Here is a 14,855-nt window from a genome sequence, read left to right as displayed (position 1 = left end):
ATTTTCGCAATCCTCTGTCGCAGCCTCAGGCTTATTCTTAACACCAGAATCACTGCTCGGTAACACAGTCCACGCGGCCCGCCCAATCAGGCCCGCCGCGGCCGCCACCCCCACCGGGGATGTGCCGGCCCCCGAGCTGCACACTGTCCAGAAGACGGCGTGAGGTGAGCCGACGTCAAAAGCGTCGAGCCAGGACGAAGTTCTCCAGAAGGGAGGCCGACGGGTCTCCCTTTTTTCTTGCCTGCGATTTCATGTTGGCGCCTCAATAAATAAGTCGCGCGACTGATAACCTGTTGCAGAACCCGATGGGGCTGTTTCGAGTCTCAGCAACAAGCCCTGCCAACGACAGGCTCCCACAGTGAGGAAAAGCATGAATTCGCGCATCTGGCGTCTGGCCGGTGTTGGTTTGCTGTGTGTGGGTGTCAGTGCGCAAGCGCTGGCCGATGAGCCGCAGAATCGCGGGCCGGGCAACGGGCCGCAGAACGACGGGATCATCCGTGGCGACAACAGCCGTCAGTTCGAGCACAACGGCCAGCCGCACAACAATGACGGTCAATGGCAGAACCGCAACCGTGTCGATGATCGTCCAGAATCGCCTCGCCAGCCGGGCAACAACCTGCCGATCCAGCCGCGACCCGACGCCGTGCACCAGACTCAGGAGCCGCGTCAGGGTTACTACCGCGACGAGCGCCCGCAGAACGGTTACCACAATCAGCAATGGCAGACGCGGCCACGTCCCGATGACAACCGCTGGCCGGGACGGCCGAACGGTCATGGCAATGGCTGGGGGCCTGGCCCGCAATATCGTCCGGGCCATGTGATCGATCGTTTCCCGGATCGTGATTACCGCGTGCCGTATCGCGGTCAGGATTACTTCTATTCCGGCGGCTACTGGTATCGCCCGCAAGGCCCGCGCTACATCGTCGTGCAGCCGCCGCGCGGGATCCGCATCCAGTATTTGCCGGATTACGCCCGTGAAGTGTGGATCGGCGGCTCGCTGCTGTTCCTCGCCGCCGGCTCGTATTACGCCTATCAAGAGGCGACGCAGGATTACGTGGTGGTCGAGCCGCCGCTGCAGCAACCGCCGCAACCGCAATCTCAAGGCTATGACGTCGAAGCCTACCCGGCCAACGGCCAGTCACCGCAGCAGGTGCAGCAGGACGGTTACCAGTGCTCGCAGTACGCGGTGCAGCAAAGCGGTTTCGACCCGCGCACCGCGACCTACCAACCGGCACCCGAAGTGGTTCAGGCCTATCGCCAGGCGCAGGGCAACTGCCTGAGCAGTCGCGGTTACCAAGTCAATTACTGAGTGCGGGCGGCGAGCACCACTTCCTGTGGGTCGGCGTGCACCAGCACCTCGGCCTTCGGATATTCCTTGTGAATCGCCGCCGCCGCTTGATCGCTGATGCCATGGGCGACTGACAGGGTCAGTTCGCCCGGCAATTCCAGGTGCAATTGCACGAACCAGTGGTTGCCCGAGATCCGCGTGCGCAAGTCATGCGCACCGAGCACCCCCGGCACGCTGCACGCCAGTTCGAGCATGTGCTGGCTGACATCGGTCGGCAACTCCTCGTCCATCAACACCGAAAAACTTTCCCGGGCGATCTGAATCGCGCTCCAGAAAATGTACACGGCGATCCCCAGCCCGAACCACGCGTCCAGTTGCGCAAAACCCATTCCCGCCAACACCAGCGCGATCAGGATGCTGCCGTTGAGCAGCAGGTCCGAACGGTAATGCAGGGAGTCGGCACGCACGGCGTTGGAGCCGGTCTGCTTGATCACCCGGTGCTGCAAGATCAGCAGCGCCGCCGTCAGCAGCAGGGAAAACACGATCACACCGATGCTCAGCCACGGCGCGCCAAGCGGCTCTGGTTTCTGCAAGCGCTCGTAGGCCTGAAACGCGATCAACACCGCGCTGCCACCGATGAACAACGCCTGCGCCATGCCCGCCAGCGATTCGGCTTTGCCGTGGCCATAACGGTGATCGTCATCCGCCGGACGCAAGGCGTAATGCACCGCCAGCAGATTGAGCATTGAAGTGACGCCATCCAGCGCCGAGTCGGTGAGGCCGGCGAGCATGCTCACCGATCCGCTGAGCCACCAGGCAATCGCTTTGGCGACGATCAGCGTGCACGCGACCGCCACCGAGGCGCGGGTCGCCAGCCGCAGCAGGCGGGCGTGTTCGGGGCTGGAGGTCATTGAACGTCCTTATTCAAGCGGCGGGTTGCAGGCCGAACATCGCCAGTTGCTGAGTGCTGCCCTTGTGCTGGATCAGGCGCGGGTCGTCGAGAGGAAAGTCTTTACCCAGTTCGCTCTCGAGAATCGCCTGCAACTTGTGATTGTCGACCTGACCGTCCGGGCCGATGGCTTGCTTGAGCTTGGCCGGATCGATCTGCGCGGTGTGGCCCGGTTCGAAATAGATCGCCCCAGTGGCGAAGTCGACGGCAAACGCGATCAGCCCGGGAATGATGTAGAACAGCAGGCCGACGGCATCGAGCACGGCAATCGCCGGGTCGATCTTGCCGTCGATCTGGCCACGGCGGTCCGGGTAGAAAATCGAACCGCACGCCGTGAGTTGCGTGAGCAGAGTGGTGACCAGAACACCGCCGATCAGGCGAGAGGGTAAGCGCATGGAAATGTCTCCTGAGTCATCAAATAACGAAGCTTCGTCTTGTGAAGTTAAGACCCTGACGAACGTCAGACAGTTCGTCGTTATACTCGCCGCTCTGTTTGGGAGCCAGCATGATTTCTTTGCCGATCGACGATGTTTTACCCGCCCTGCGTGAAGCCCTTGCGTCACGCCACGAAGCCGTGCTCGAAGCACCGCCCGGCGCCGGTAAGACCACCCGCGTGCCCTTGGCCTTGCTCAACGAAGCCTGGCTGGCCGGGCAGACCATCGTCATGCTCGAACCACGGCGTCTGGCCGCGCGCGCAGCGGCGGAACGTTTGGCCAGCGAGCTCGGCGAGCAGGTCGGTGAAACCGTCGGCTATCGCATCCGCCTCGACAGCAAAGTCGGCCCGAAGACGCGTATCGAAGTGGTCACCGAAGGCATTCTCACCCGGCGCTTGCAGGACGACCCGGCGCTGGAGGGTGTGGGCTTACTGATCTTCGACGAATTTCATGAACGCAGTCTCGACGCCGATCTGGCGCTGGCCCTCAGTCTGAACGGTCGCGAGCTGTTTCGCGCTGAACAGCCGCTGAAGATTCTGCTGATGTCGGCCACCCTCGAAGGCGAGCGCCTGGCGGGCTTGCTCGATGACGCGCCGATCCTGCGCAGCGAAGGCCGCATGTACCCGGTGACGATGCGCTGGGGCCGGCCGTTCCAACCAGGGGAATACATCGATCAACGCGTTACCCAAACCGTGCTCGAAGCGCTGCACGACGAGACCGGCAGCCTGTTGGTGTTTCTGCCGGGGCAAGCGGAGATCCGTCGCGTACATCAGCAACTGGTCGACGCAATCGGCGAGCGCAAAGACGTTCTGCTGTGCCCGTTGCACGGCGAACTCGACCTCAATGCGCAACGCGCGGCAATCGACCCGGCGCCGCCCGGTCAGCGCAAAGTGGTGCTGGCAACCAACATTGCCGAGACCAGCCTGACCATCAACGGCGTACGCGTGGTCATCGATGCCGGATTGGCGCGGGTGCCGCGTTTCGATCCGGGCAGCGGCATGACCCGCCTCGACACCCAACGCATCTCCAAGGCCAGCGCCACCCAGCGTGCCGGCCGCGCCGGGCGATTGGAGCCGGGCGTGTGTTATCGCCTGTGGTCACAGGATCAGCACGAACAACTGGCGGCCTATGGCAGCGCGGAAATTCTCTCGGCGGATCTGGCCAGCCTCGCTTTGCAGCTGGGGCGCTGGGGCGTGACCCCGGGCGAACTGGTCTGGCTGGATGTGCCGCCAGCGGCCGCGTATGCGCAAGCGCAGGATCTGCTGCAACGGCTCGGCGCCTTGCACGGCGACACGCTGACGGCCCACGGCCAGGCGATGGCTGAATTGCCGGCGCATCCGCGCATTGCGCATTTGCTGTTGCGCGGTCAGGCATTGGGGCTGGCGGCGATGGCCTGCGATGTGGCGGCGCTGCTCGGCGAGCGCGATATCCTGCGCGGCGCTGGCGCGGATCTGCACAGCCGATTGGTCCTGCTTTCTGGCCAAGAACGTGCCGGTCGTGGGGCGCAGGGCGGGGTGCAACGTGCCCGGCAATTGGCTCGGCAATATCGCGGCTATCTGCGCGGCAAGCCGAGCGAACCGGTAAACGATCCCGAGCATCCACGCTGGCTCGGCGCGCTATTGGCGCTGGCCTACCCGGATCGCGTCGCCCAGCAACGGCGTGCCGGGGGGGCCGAATACCGCTTGGCCAACGGTCGCGCCGCGCTGTTCGCTGAGGCCGACAGCTTGATGAAGCATGAGTGGATTGTCATCGCCGACCTCGGCAGCCGTCAGGGCCAGCGCGAAGAACGCATCTATCTGGCGGCGGATTTCGATCCGGCGCTGTTCGACTCGGTGCTCGCCGAGCAAGTGCGCAGCGTTGACCAACTCGATTGGGATGAACGCGAAGGCGTGCTGCGTGCCGAGCGCCAGCGCAAGGTCGGCGAGCTGATTCTCAGCCGCGAACCGTTGACCGGTCTCGATGAAAACGCGCGCAGTCAGGCGCTGGTCAATCTGGTGCGACGCAAGGGTCTGGAGCTGCTGCCATGGACGCCAGAACTGCGCCAGTGGCAGGCGCGGGTGGCGCTGCTGCGTCAGCTCGATCTGAACACTCAGGACGACAGCCAATGGCCGGATGTCAGCGATGCAGCGCTGCTCAATACCCTGGAAGACTGGCTGATGCCGTATCTGGGCAAGGTCTCGCGGCTGAGCCATTTCGCCAACCTCGACCTGTCGAGCATCGTGCGCAATCTGCTGCCGTGGCCGCTGCCGCAGAAGCTCGACGAACTGGCGCCGCATCATTTGAGCGTGCCGTCGGGTTCATCGATTCGTCTGGATTACAGCGACCATCCACCGATTCTCGCGGTGCGCTTGCAGGAGCTGTTTGGTCTGGCCGATACGCCACGGATTGCCGGCGGCCGGCAAGTGGTCAAGCTGCATCTGCTGTCGCCAGCGCGGCGGCCGGTGCAGGTGACGCAGGACCTGGCCAACTTCTGGCGCAGCACCTATGCCGAGGTGAAGAAGGATCTGAAGGGGCGCTACCCCAAGCATTACTGGCCGGATGATCCGCTGGTGGCTGAAGCCACGGCGCGGGCGAAACCCCGGGGCACCTGACCCGCAATGGCTGCGCGCCATTAGCCCATCCGTGCTAATTGCCCTTGGTTGTTCAGGCTCGCAAAATCGCCGCCTGAACAATAACAAGCCTTGTTGCCTGGCAGCTTGGCCCAAGGAACGGAACTGCCCATGACCTCTTTTTTCAAGCTCAAGAAGTTGATCTTCTTGTCGGCTGCGCTGCTGGCCGCCTCCAATCCGGCCATGGCCGAAGAGCCCAATCCGATTGGAGACTGGTGGATTATCTACGGCAATGGCGTGCCCCAGAAAAACATCATGTACGTCGCTGATGCCACCTCGGTGGTGCCTTCGCAGAAAACCAAAGGCGCGACCATGGTCGCGGTGACGCTGGTGTATGAAGAACCCGGCAAACCGATGATCGACGTCTACAACCTCGAAGCCCACTGCTCTACGGGCAAGGTGCGTTTTATCAATGGCCAATCCATCGAGCGTCTGGCCTACACCATGCGTCATCTGAAAGTTGCCAACCAATGGCAGACCCCGAAAGAGTTCTGGGTCCAGCAAGCGCTGAAGTTTGCCTGCGCCCCTGGCAGTCGCGCGAAAAACGACATGGCCGCCGTGGGCAAGATGGAATACCTGCAGATGATCGAGATGCTGCAGCAGATGTTCTTCAAGCTCGCGCCGATTCAGCAAAAGAGCCAGATGATGGACAACATCGACAGCCTGCTCGAACTCAAGAAATAAGCCGGGGCATCCAATGACTTACACACGTTTGTGGCTGGCAACCCTAGTGGCAGGATTGCTCTTGAGCGGTTGTGGCACTATCGCGCAGAGCCGCTGGGAAGGCCGCGATCTCCAGGAAGCACTGGACCTGTTCGGCACGCCTGATTCGATGAAAAAAGAAATCGGCCCAAATGGCGAACCCTTGGCCGTGCTGACCTGGTACAAGTCCGCGAGCTGGACCACCACCGAAGCGGCTGGCACTTCGATGACCCATACCGGCAACGGCATGGTGTACACCGAGCATTATCAGCAAGTTGGGCACAGTTCCGATTGCAAATTGCAGGCGAAGATCGATCAACAGAAGAAGATTGCACAGTTCCTGATCGAGGACGGGCGAATCCTGCATGGCAAGTGCCTGGGCGTCCGGTTTGTCCCCGGTTACATTCCGCCCGGCTTCTAAGGGCAGAGCGCTCAGGGCGCAGCGGGCAGGAGGAACCGCGCAATCACCGGCAAGTGGTCGGAGATGCGCAAGGTATCGTCCTGTCGCACCTGGGCTTGCACTCGTTTGAGCTTCGGGCTGTAGAACAGATAATCCACCGTGCGATCCGGGCCGTTGAGCCCGGGGTCGTTGGGGTAATGGGTCAGCCATTTGGCCCGGTCGATGCCGCCAGCCTCGTTGTTGGTCGGGATCATCGGGTATTTGTCCCACAGCAAGTGCAGTTCGCTGTCGGCAGAGTAGGGCGTGCGGCGCTCCACGGGCAGGCGCCGGTACTGGCCCAGCGGCAGCAGATTGAAATCGCCACCGATCAGCCAGGGCAGGCCCTGGCTTTCATACTTGTCGAGGACTTTGGCCACGGCAGCCACTTGCGCCTGCACGTTGCCGTCCGCCTGGCTGGCGCGCTGCAAGTGGGTGTTGAACACGGTCAGTTGTCCGCCATCGCTGAGCGGCAGTTTGACGGCGAGCAAAGCGTCTTTGGGCTGGAACTGGCGGCTGATGAAGTTGCTCGGTGCGACGGGCAGTTGCAGGCGTTCGGCGTGTTCGATGCGATAGCGACTCAACGTGGCCAATTGGCGGCCGACGCTGCCGTAGATGTGGGGCTCGGGGACAAAATCGGCTTTCCAGTCGAAGGCGCTGGTGCTGCATGGATACAGATCGGCGACGCGTTCCTGTAACAGTTTGAGCTGGTTCTGGTAATCGCTGGCCTTGGCGCCGTCATCGAGCTCCTGCAACAGCACCACATCGGGTTGTTCGTCACGAATCACCCGCGCCACTTCGTCGAGGCTGAACGCCATGTCTTCGGCGGTCGGCGCTTCATCGTCGCCTTCGGCCAGATCATTCCAGAATACGTAGCGCTTGCCGGCGAGGAACTGCACGTTCCAGGTCATGACTTTCAGTGCTTGCCCGGGAACCAGCGTCGGCGCCGTGGTGCTGCAACTGACCGGCAGGGTTTCGCGGGCATCGGGGCGCCAGGTCAGGCTGAACAGCAGTACGCCGAACAGGACGACGGCAAGGATGACGAGAAGCAGGGTGTAGCGCAGCAGACGGGTCATGGCTCGGCTTATAGCGTTACAGGAAGTGGCCCCGAGCATACCTGACGGCAGCCGCGAAGCCCAAGCACGGCGCGGTCAGACCGCTCCGTTACGTTTGTCAGGCAATTCGCTGATCAGCATGAACAGGCGGAACAGCACCACACTGGTGAACAGTTGCAGAAAGCTGTGAGCGCTGTCGATCAGCCCGGCAATCAGCGGATTCTGCGGTTCGGGGTACACCGCCAGCGTCGCGCCCTTGAGCAACCACAACGGAGTCATCACGCAGAGAATGCACAGCAGGATGCGCCAGAAGTGCCCGCGCGTCAGGCGCAGGCTTTCCTTCATCGCCTGCAACGGCCCGAGGCCGCGCAGCACCAACAGGTATTCAGCGAAGGCGAGCATGACCATCAGCATCAGGCCCGGGAGGAAGTACAGCGACAGGCCCAGCAGAATCAGCAAGGTATTGAGCGCGGTCAGCACGGCGAAGCGTGGCCACAGGGTTGCGGCCATCGCCAGCAGGTCGCGGTTGCGCGGCGACTCGCCACGGCTGCGCGCATCGAGAAACAGAATCAGCGCGGCGGTGTACAGCGGATACACCAGCAGGCCGACGATGATGCTGACTCCGGCGAAGGTGTCCGGCCCGGTGGCGTGATCGACCGCCTGCTGCAAGAAAGCTTCGACAATCACCAGCGGCAGGCACAACTGCACGATGCTGCCCAGATGGCGTTTGAAAAAATACAAAGAGTCGCGCAGTACTTCGAGGGCATTCATCAGTCGGTATCGCAGGTCGAAAACAGTGGCTCACTTTAACCGATGCAACGCGGGGCGACACAAACGTAAACATTCGGTAAAGGTCATTGAAACGTTTTGTCACTGTCTCCATTACAGGAGAACACCGCGCCCAGAGTGGGTGCGGGCATGTTATTACGGGCAATCTACGAGGTCGCCATGAACAGCGAAGAGCAAACCCTGATCGATGGACTGTTTTCCCGGCTGCAACAGGCCGAAACGGAGGCAGCCCCGCGCGACGCCCAGGCCGAGACGCGGATCAAGGAACACCTGACGCGCCAACCGGCGGCAGGTTATTTCATGACCCAGGCGATTCTGGTGCAAGAGGCCGCGCTGAAAAGCCTCGACGAGCAGAACAAGCAACTGACCCAGCAAGTCCAGCGCCTGCAGGCCGAGCTGCAATCGGCCAAGGCCCAGAGTGGCGCACCGGCAGCGAGCGGTAGCGGTGGCTTCCTGTCGAGCATTTTTGGTGGCGGCAGTTCGCGTCCGGCGCCGAGCCAGAGTGCAGCGCCGTCGTCCTCCGGCGGCTGGCGTGAACCGGCACCGCAGCAGAGCTACCAGGCACCGGCGCCACAACAGAGCTTCGGCGCCGCGCCGCCCAACTATGCGCAGCAGGCAGCCCCGGCGGCGGGCAACAGCTTCCTCGGCGGCGCGCTGAAAACCGCCGCTGGCGTGGCCGGCGGTGTGATGCTGGCGCAGGGCATCAGCAGCCTGTTCCACCACAATCAGCAACCGGAAGAAATCGTCGAGGTCATCAAGGAAGAACCGGCGCAAGTCGCCGACCAGAGCAACAACGGCTGGGGCGATGATCAGCGCGTGGCGGACAACGGCTTCTCTGGCAATGACCAGGGCGGTTTCAGCGACGCCGATTACAGCAGCGACAATTCGTCGTTCTTCGATGACGACGACTCCTTTGTCTGACATAGCCTCTGAAGGCTGACATAGAAACTGTGGCGAGGGGATTTAGCGAAACGTCGCACCGCCCCGTTGGCTGCGCAGCAGCCCCGCTTTTCCTGGTTAAAGCGAGGACTGCTGCGCAGCCCAGCGGGGCGGTGCGACGTTTCGCTAAATCCCCTCACCACAACACCGTTTGTCAGGGACATCTCGGCGCCAGCCGGTGATTATTCGCTGAATCTTTCTCCTGGCTGGCATACTGAGCGCCTTTTTCGGGCCTGATCGCCTGACCCCGCTTCGTGCGCTTGTGCGCCCACAGGAACTCCGGTGAAAAAAATCGCAGTGTTCGCCGATGTGCAGAACCTCTACTACACCGTGCGTCAGGCCTATGGTTGCCACTTCAACTACGCCGCATTGTGGGCGGACATCAGCAAGAACGGGCAGATCGTCGAGGCCTATGCCTACGCCATCGACCGTGGCGACAGCAAGCAGCAACAGTTTCAGCAGATCCTGCGCAACCTCGGTTTCACCGTGAAGCTCAAGCCCTACATCCAGCGCAGCGACGGCTCGGCCAAGGGCGACTGGGATGTCGGCATTACCCTGGACATCATGGACGCCGCCGACCACGTCGACGAAGTGGTGCTGGCTTCCGGTGACGGCGATTTCGACATGCTGCTCGAGCGCATCATCAACAAGCACGGCGTGCAAGCGGTGGCCTACGGCGTCCCCGGCCTGACCGCCAACTCGCTGATCCGCGCCGCCAGCCGCTACGTGCCGATCGAAGGCGCACTGTTGCTCAAGAGCTGAGCTGAACAATAGATTTGAACGGAGTACACCCCGGTTTGGAACGCATTGCAGTCATCGACTTTGAAACCACCGGCCTGTCGCCGAACAGCAGCTGCCGCGCCACGGAAATCGCCGTGGTCATGCTGGAAAACGGCCGCATCGTCGAGCGTTACCAGAGCCTGATGAACGCCGGCGTGCGCGTCCCCGCGTTCATCGAGCAACTGACCGGCATCAGCAACGCCATGCTGCGCACCGCGCCGCCGGCCGAGCGGGTGATGGAAGAGGTCAACGAATTCGTCGGCTGCACGCCGTTGCTGGCGCACAACGCGTCGTTCGACCAGAAGTTCTGGGATTTCGAACTGGGGCGGATCAAACGCACACGCCTGCAGAATTTCGCCTGTTCACTGCTGCTGGCGCGGCGCCTGATGCCGGCGGCGCCGAATCACAAGCTCGGTACGCTCACCACGTTCGCGCAGTTGCCGCACACCGGCCAGGCTCACCGGGCCATGGCCGACGCCGAGATGGCCGCCAATCTGATGGCGCATTTGGCGCAAGAGTTGCGGGGCAAGCACGGGGTGCGCGAGTTGAATCACGACCTGCTGTGCAAATTGCAGAAAGTCCCCGCAGCGAAAGTTGGCGAGCATTTGCAGCGTTATCGCTGATCCCGGGTACTCCGACTGATCGTTCCCACGCTCTGCGTGGGAATGAAGCCCGGGACGCTCGGCGTCCCTTTCAAAGCCGAACGCAGAGCGTCCGTTGAGGCGTTCCCACGCGGAGCGTGGGAACGATCCATGCGGTGTGTCATTCAACGCAACTGTGACTGATACACCGCTTTCGCGAGCAGGCTCGCTCCCACAAGGACCTTATCGGTCTCAGCTGCTTTCATGCAAAAGTGTACCGGCGCGATAAACAGGTTTTGTAACTTATTTTTGCTCGTGCGCCTTTCTAGAATAATCCATCCACCGAATCTGACTGTCGAGCTGCCCATGCCTGCCTTGCGCCGTTTTTCCCTGCCGTTGATCGCTGCGTTTTTTGCGTTGTACGTGATTTGGGGATCGACCTATCTGGTGATTCGCATTGGCGTCGAATACTGGCCGCCGCTGTTGCTGGCCGGGGTGCGCTTCGTCATTGCCGGCAGCTTGATGTACGCCTGGCTGCGCTGGCGCGGTGCTCCTGCGCCGACCTGGGCGCAGTGGAAAGCGGCGGGGCTGGTCGGCATTCTGCTGCTCAGTTTTGGTAATGGCGCGGTCAGCGTGGCCGAGCACACTGGTGTGGCTTCCGGCGTTGCCGCGCTGGCGGTGGCGACGGTGCCACTGTTCACCTTGTTGTTCGGCTACTTCTGGGGCGCGCGCAATACGCGACTGGAGTGGGCCGGTGTGGCGTTGGGGATTATTGGCATCGCCATGCTCAACATGGGTTCCAACCTGCAATCGAGCCCGCTCGGCGCGATGTTGCTGATCTTCGCGGCGGCGAGCTGGGCGTTCGGTTCGGTATGGAGCAAGCATCTGCCGCTGCCAGCAGGGGCGATGGCCAGTGCGGTGGAAATGCTCGTCGGCGGCGTGGTCTTGCTGATCGGCAGTGCGCTGAGTGGCGAGCACCTGCAAGCCATGCCGCCGCTCGAGGGTTGGCTGGCGCTGGCCTATCTGATCTTCTTTGGCTCAATCATCGCCTTCAATTCCTACATGTATCTGCTCAAACACGTGCGCCCGGCGGCGGCGACCAGTTATGCCTACGTCAACCCGGCGGTGGCGGTGTTGCTCGGTGTGGTGTTTGTCGGCGAGACCATCGGCATCGAAGAAGCGCTGGCGATGCTGGTGATCATCAGCGCCGTGCTGCTGATCAGCCTGCCGCAGTGGCGTCGACCTGCGCAGCCACCCGTGGAAGAGGCGAAAGCCGTTCCGACGGAAGCGCGTACGAATTAGGGTAAACTGCGCGGCATTGCATCCCCGCGTCATTTTTTCCTACGGTACTCCCATGACTTTCGCCTCCCTTGGCCTGATCGAACCCTTGCTGCGCTCCCTCGAGACGCTCGGCTACCAGACCCCGACGCCGGTGCAGGCGCAAGCCATTCCGGCGGTGCTGGCCGGTCGTGACCTGATGGCAGCCGCCCAGACCGGCACCGGTAAAACTGCCGGTTTCGCTTTGCCGCTGTTGCAGTTGCTGACCATGGAAGGGCCGAAAGTCACCGCCAATTCGGCGCGTGCGCTGATTCTGGTGCCGACCCGCGAGCTGGCCGAGCAGGTCCACGAAGCCGTGCGCCAGTACGCGGAAAACCTGCCGCTGCGTACTTACGCGGTGTATGGCGGTGTCAGCATCAACCCGCAGATGATGAAGCTGCGCGGCGGCGTCGATGTGCTGGTCGCCACACCCGGTCGCTTGATCGACCTGTTCCGCCAGAACGCGCTGAAACTCAATCAGCTGCAAACGCTGGTGCTGGATGAAGCCGATCGTATGCTCGACCTGGGCTTCTCCGAAGAACTGGCGAACATTTACCGCATGCTGCCGAAAAAGCGCCAGACCCTGCTGTTTTCCGCGACCTTCTCCGATGACATCCGCCTGCTCGCCGGGCAGATGCTCAATGATCCTTTGAGCGTCGAAGTCAGCCCGCGCAACGTCGCTGCCAACACGGTCAAGCAGTGGATCGTCACCGTAGACAAGAAGCGCAAGGCTGAACTGTTCGTGCACCTGATGCGCAAGAACAAGTGGAAGCAGGTGCTGGTATTCGCCAAGACCCGCAACGGCGTCGATGCGCTGGTGGAAAAACTTCAGGGCCTCGGTGTGAATGCTGACGGCATCCATGGCGACAAACCCCAGGCTACGCGCCAGCGCGCGCTGGACCGGTTCAAGCTCAGCGAAGTGCAGATTCTGGTGGCGACCGACGTCGCCGCCCGTGGTCTGGACATCGAAGATCTGCCGCTGGTGGTCAACTTCGATCTGCCGATCGTCGCCGAGGATTACATTCACCGCATCGGCCGGACTGGCCGCGCGGGTGCCACCGGTGAGGCGATCTCGCTGGTGTGTGCCGATGAAGTGAACATGCTCTCGGCCATCGAAATGCTGACTCGGCAGAACCTGAAGCGCCAGAACGAACCGGATTTCGAACCCGAGCACCGCGTGCCGGACACCGACGCCAGCGGTCAGGTGATCAAGAAGCCGAAAAAACCGAAGAAGCCGAAAGCCTCGGGCGGTGGCGGTGGAAAACGCAATCTGGGCAAGTGGGTCGACAGCGGCGAGACCTCGGCACCGGAGCCATCGATCAAGCCGGTGCGCAAAGTGCCGGTGTTCAATACTGGGCCGCGTAAGCGCAAGCCGTGATTTGATGCGGCGTCTGCGATAACGCCTTCGCGAGCAGGCTCGCTCCCACATTGGGAATGCGTTTCCCTGTAGGAGCTGCGGAACGCTGCGATCTTTTGATGTTGATTTTTGAAGATCAAAAGATCGCAGCCTCGTTTCACTCGTCAGCTCCTACAGGGTTTTGTGCTTAAGCCATTGCACGATTCCCAGCCCAGCCGCCCGCCCACTGGCAAAACACCCGGTCAGCAAGTAGCCGCCCGTCGGCGCTTCCCAGTCGAGCATCTCGCCGGCACAAAACACCCCCGGCAACGCCTTGAGCATCAAGCGCTCATCCATCGCTTCAAACCGCACTCCACCGGCACTGCTGATCGCTTCGTCCAGCGGACGGGTTTTCACCAGAGTCAGCGGCAACGCTTTGATCGCTCGGGCCGACAGCGCCGGATTGGCGAAGGTTTCGGCATCGGTCAGCTCGCGCAACAACGCTGCTTTAACCCCATCAATCCCCACCTGACTGTGCAGATGCTTGGCCATTGAGCGCGAGCCGCGTGGTTTGCTCAGCGCTGCCTGCAATTTATCCACAGGCCGGCCGGGCAGCAGGTCGATGTGGATAACCGCTGCGCCATAGCGATTGATTTCCTCGCGTATCGGCGCCGACAGGGCATAGATCAGGCTGCCTTCAATGCCGGTCGCGGTGATCACGCATTCGCCCAAGCGCGGGATATCGTCGTTCAAACCGATGGCGATGTTTTTCAGCGGCGCGCCGGCGAATTTGCTCACCATCAGATCGCTCCAGGCCTGCACCTCGAAGCCGCAATTGCTTGGCTGCAACGGTGCCAGATCCACGCCGCGCTGCTCCAGCGGCAACATCCACGCGCCATCCGAGCCCAGGCGCGCCCAACTGCCGCCGCCGAGGGCGAGCAGGGTGGCGTCGGGGTTTACGCTGATTTCGCCTTGCGGGCTGGCGATGCGCAGTGCACCGCTTGCGTCCCAGCCGAGCCAGCGATGGCGGGTGTGGATAACTACGCCGCTGTCGCGCAGGCGCTTGAGCCAGGCGCGCAACAGTGGCGCGGCTTTCATGTCGGTGGGGAACACGCGGCCGGAGCTGCCGATGAAGGTTTCGATGCCCAGATCGTGAATCCACTGGCACAAGGCATCGGCATCGAATGCGCGCAGCAGCGGGGCGATCTGCGGTGCGCGTTCAGCGTAGCGGGAGAGGAATGCCGGGTAGGCTTCGGAGTGGGTGATGTTCATGCCGCCGACTCCGGCCAGCAGGAACTTGCGCCCGACCGAGGGCATGCCGTCGTACACGTCGACGCGGATTCCGGCCTGGCTCAGCACTTCGGCGGCCATCAGGCCGGCGGGGCCACCGCCGATGATAGCGACGTGGGTGTTGGCGGGGGCGGAGTTCTGGGTCATGGGCGTGCGCTGCGGTATGGCGGGACAAGGCGCGCATTCTAACAGCGCTGAACCCCTGTAGGAGTGAGCCTGCTCGCGAACGCGGTCTGTCAGTCAATTAGAAGTTGCGGGTGCTAAAGCTTTCGCGAGCAGGCTCGCTCCCACCGGGGCTGCGGTGTATTTCGAGGTTGGTTAAAAAATAAACAGTGCGCTGGGCGCCATGC

General features: G+C 62.2%; 14 protein-coding genes. 9 read left to right on the top strand and 5 right to left on the bottom strand.

Going from position 1 to position 14,855, the window contains the following annotated elements; genetic code table 11:
- Positions 1–370: 370 nt before the first annotated feature.
- Positions 371–1,309 carry a DUF6515 family protein gene (locus NF676_RS23565; protein ID WP_252886842.1) on the top strand — a complete coding sequence of 313 codons (939 nt, stop codon included), beginning with the start codon at positions 371–373 and terminating at the stop codon, positions 1,307–1,309.
- Here NF676_RS23565 and NF676_RS23560 read toward each other — a convergent pair.
- On the bottom strand, positions 1,303–2,199 hold the full coding sequence (locus tag NF676_RS23560) for a cation diffusion facilitator family transporter (protein ID WP_252886841.1): 897 nt from the start codon (positions 2,197–2,199) through the stop codon (positions 1,303–1,305). The two genes, NF676_RS23565 and NF676_RS23560, sit on opposite strands and share 7 nt — an antisense overlap.
- 13 nt (positions 2,200–2,212) lie before the next feature.
- Positions 2,213–2,632, bottom strand: a complete 420-nt coding sequence (gene pmcY / locus NF676_RS23555; protein ID WP_252876951.1) for a periplasmic Zn2+ metallochaperone PmcY — start codon at positions 2,630–2,632, stop codon at positions 2,213–2,215.
- A gap of 110 nt (positions 2,633–2,742) precedes the next feature.
- Between pmcY and hrpB the strand changes: the two genes are divergently transcribed.
- The 3 genes from hrpB (at position 2,743) to NF676_RS23540 (ending at position 6,403) form a co-directional block, all read left to right on the top strand.
- On the top strand, positions 2,743–5,262 hold the full coding sequence (gene hrpB, locus NF676_RS23550) for an ATP-dependent helicase HrpB (RefSeq protein ID WP_252886840.1): 2,520 nt from the start codon (positions 2,743–2,745) through the stop codon (positions 5,260–5,262).
- Positions 5,263–5,391: 129 nt separating this feature from the next.
- A complete protein-coding gene (locus NF676_RS23545; RefSeq protein ID WP_217852787.1) occupies positions 5,392–5,964 on the top strand; it encodes a hypothetical protein in 573 nt (190 codons plus the stop codon).
- A 13-nt stretch (positions 5,965–5,977) separates the two neighbouring features.
- Positions 5,978–6,403 (top strand): hypothetical protein, encoded by a 426-nt coding sequence (locus NF676_RS23540; RefSeq protein ID WP_052392144.1) that lies wholly within the window; start codon positions 5,978–5,980, stop codon positions 6,401–6,403.
- 11 nt (positions 6,404–6,414) lie between these two features.
- On the opposite strand, the gene NF676_RS23535 is transcribed toward NF676_RS23540, so the two are convergent.
- Positions 6,415–7,494: an endonuclease/exonuclease/phosphatase family protein gene (locus NF676_RS23535; protein WP_252886839.1), complete on the bottom strand. Its 1,080-nt coding sequence runs from the start codon at positions 7,492–7,494 to the stop codon at positions 6,415–6,417.
- A 75-nt stretch (positions 7,495–7,569) separates the two neighbouring features.
- Positions 7,570–8,244 (bottom strand): YciC family protein, encoded by a 675-nt coding sequence (locus tag NF676_RS23530; protein WP_016773061.1) that lies wholly within the window; start codon positions 8,242–8,244, stop codon positions 7,570–7,572.
- A gap of 177 nt (positions 8,245–8,421) precedes the next feature.
- On the opposite strand from NF676_RS23530, the gene NF676_RS23525 reads away from it, so the two are divergent.
- The 5 genes from NF676_RS23525 to rhlE1 all read left to right on the top strand — a co-directional run bounded on the left by NF676_RS23525 (position 8,422) and on the right by rhlE1 (position 13,257).
- Positions 8,422–9,183, top strand: coding sequence for a DUF2076 domain-containing protein (locus NF676_RS23525; protein WP_252886838.1), 762 nt, complete (start codon positions 8,422–8,424; stop codon positions 9,181–9,183).
- 300 nt (positions 9,184–9,483) lie between these two features.
- Positions 9,484–9,963 (top strand): LabA-like NYN domain-containing protein, encoded by a 480-nt coding sequence (locus NF676_RS23520; protein ID WP_056790604.1) that lies wholly within the window; start codon positions 9,484–9,486, stop codon positions 9,961–9,963.
- 35 nt (positions 9,964–9,998) lie between these two features.
- Positions 9,999–10,604: a 3'-5' exonuclease gene (locus tag NF676_RS23515; protein ID WP_024014425.1), complete on the top strand. Its 606-nt coding sequence runs from the start codon at positions 9,999–10,001 to the stop codon at positions 10,602–10,604.
- Positions 10,605–10,928: 324 nt separating this feature from the next.
- Positions 10,929–11,864 (top strand): drug/metabolite exporter YedA, encoded by a 936-nt coding sequence (yedA, locus tag NF676_RS23510; RefSeq protein WP_130887733.1) that lies wholly within the window; start codon positions 10,929–10,931, stop codon positions 11,862–11,864.
- A gap of 52 nt (positions 11,865–11,916) precedes the next feature.
- The gene (gene rhlE1 / locus NF676_RS23505) at positions 11,917–13,257 is read left to right on the top strand and encodes an RNA helicase RhlE1 (protein ID WP_150742285.1); all 1,341 of its coding nucleotides are present in this window, start codon (positions 11,917–11,919) and stop codon (positions 13,255–13,257) included.
- Between the two features lie 150 nt (positions 13,258–13,407).
- On the opposite strand, the gene NF676_RS23500 is transcribed toward rhlE1, so the two are convergent.
- Complete coding sequence (locus tag NF676_RS23500; RefSeq protein ID WP_252886837.1) at positions 13,408–14,652, bottom strand: TIGR03862 family flavoprotein; 1,245 nt, start codon at positions 14,650–14,652, stop codon at positions 13,408–13,410.
- Between the last annotated feature and the right edge of the window lie 203 nt (positions 14,653–14,855).

Origin of the sequence: Pseudomonas siliginis (genome assembly GCF_024072275.1) — a bacterium.
Classification (GTDB): Bacteria; Pseudomonadota; Gammaproteobacteria; order Pseudomonadales; family Pseudomonadaceae; genus Aquipseudomonas; species Aquipseudomonas siliginis.
This window is presented reverse-complemented; position numbering and strand designations above follow the sequence as displayed.

Coding starts and splice junctions, on each gene's coding strand:
- NF676_RS23565 (WP_252886842.1), top strand. CDS start 371: ATGAATTCGCGCATCTGGCGTCTGGCCGGTGTTGGTTTGCTGTGTGTG.
- NF676_RS23560 (WP_252886841.1), bottom strand. CDS start 2,199: ATGACCTCCAGCCCCGAACACGCCCGCCTGCTGCGGCTGGCGACCCGC.
- pmcY (WP_252876951.1), bottom strand. CDS start 2,632: ATGCGCTTACCCTCTCGCCTGATCGGCGGTGTTCTGGTCACCACTCTG.
- hrpB (WP_252886840.1), top strand. CDS start 2,743: ATGATTTCTTTGCCGATCGACGATGTTTTACCCGCCCTGCGTGAAGCC.
- NF676_RS23545 (WP_217852787.1), top strand. CDS start 5,392: ATGACCTCTTTTTTCAAGCTCAAGAAGTTGATCTTCTTGTCGGCTGCG.
- NF676_RS23540 (WP_052392144.1), top strand. CDS start 5,978: ATGACTTACACACGTTTGTGGCTGGCAACCCTAGTGGCAGGATTGCTC.
- NF676_RS23535 (WP_252886839.1), bottom strand. CDS start 7,494: ATGACCCGTCTGCTGCGCTACACCCTGCTTCTCGTCATCCTTGCCGTC.
- NF676_RS23530 (WP_016773061.1), bottom strand. CDS start 8,244: ATGAATGCCCTCGAAGTACTGCGCGACTCTTTGTATTTTTTCAAACGC.
- NF676_RS23525 (WP_252886838.1), top strand. CDS start 8,422: ATGAACAGCGAAGAGCAAACCCTGATCGATGGACTGTTTTCCCGGCTG.
- yedA (WP_130887733.1), top strand. CDS start 10,929: ATGCCTGCCTTGCGCCGTTTTTCCCTGCCGTTGATCGCTGCGTTTTTT.
- rhlE1 (WP_150742285.1), top strand. CDS start 11,917: ATGACTTTCGCCTCCCTTGGCCTGATCGAACCCTTGCTGCGCTCCCTC.
- NF676_RS23500 (WP_252886837.1), bottom strand. CDS start 14,652: ATGACCCAGAACTCCGCCCCCGCCAACACCCACGTCGCTATCATCGGC.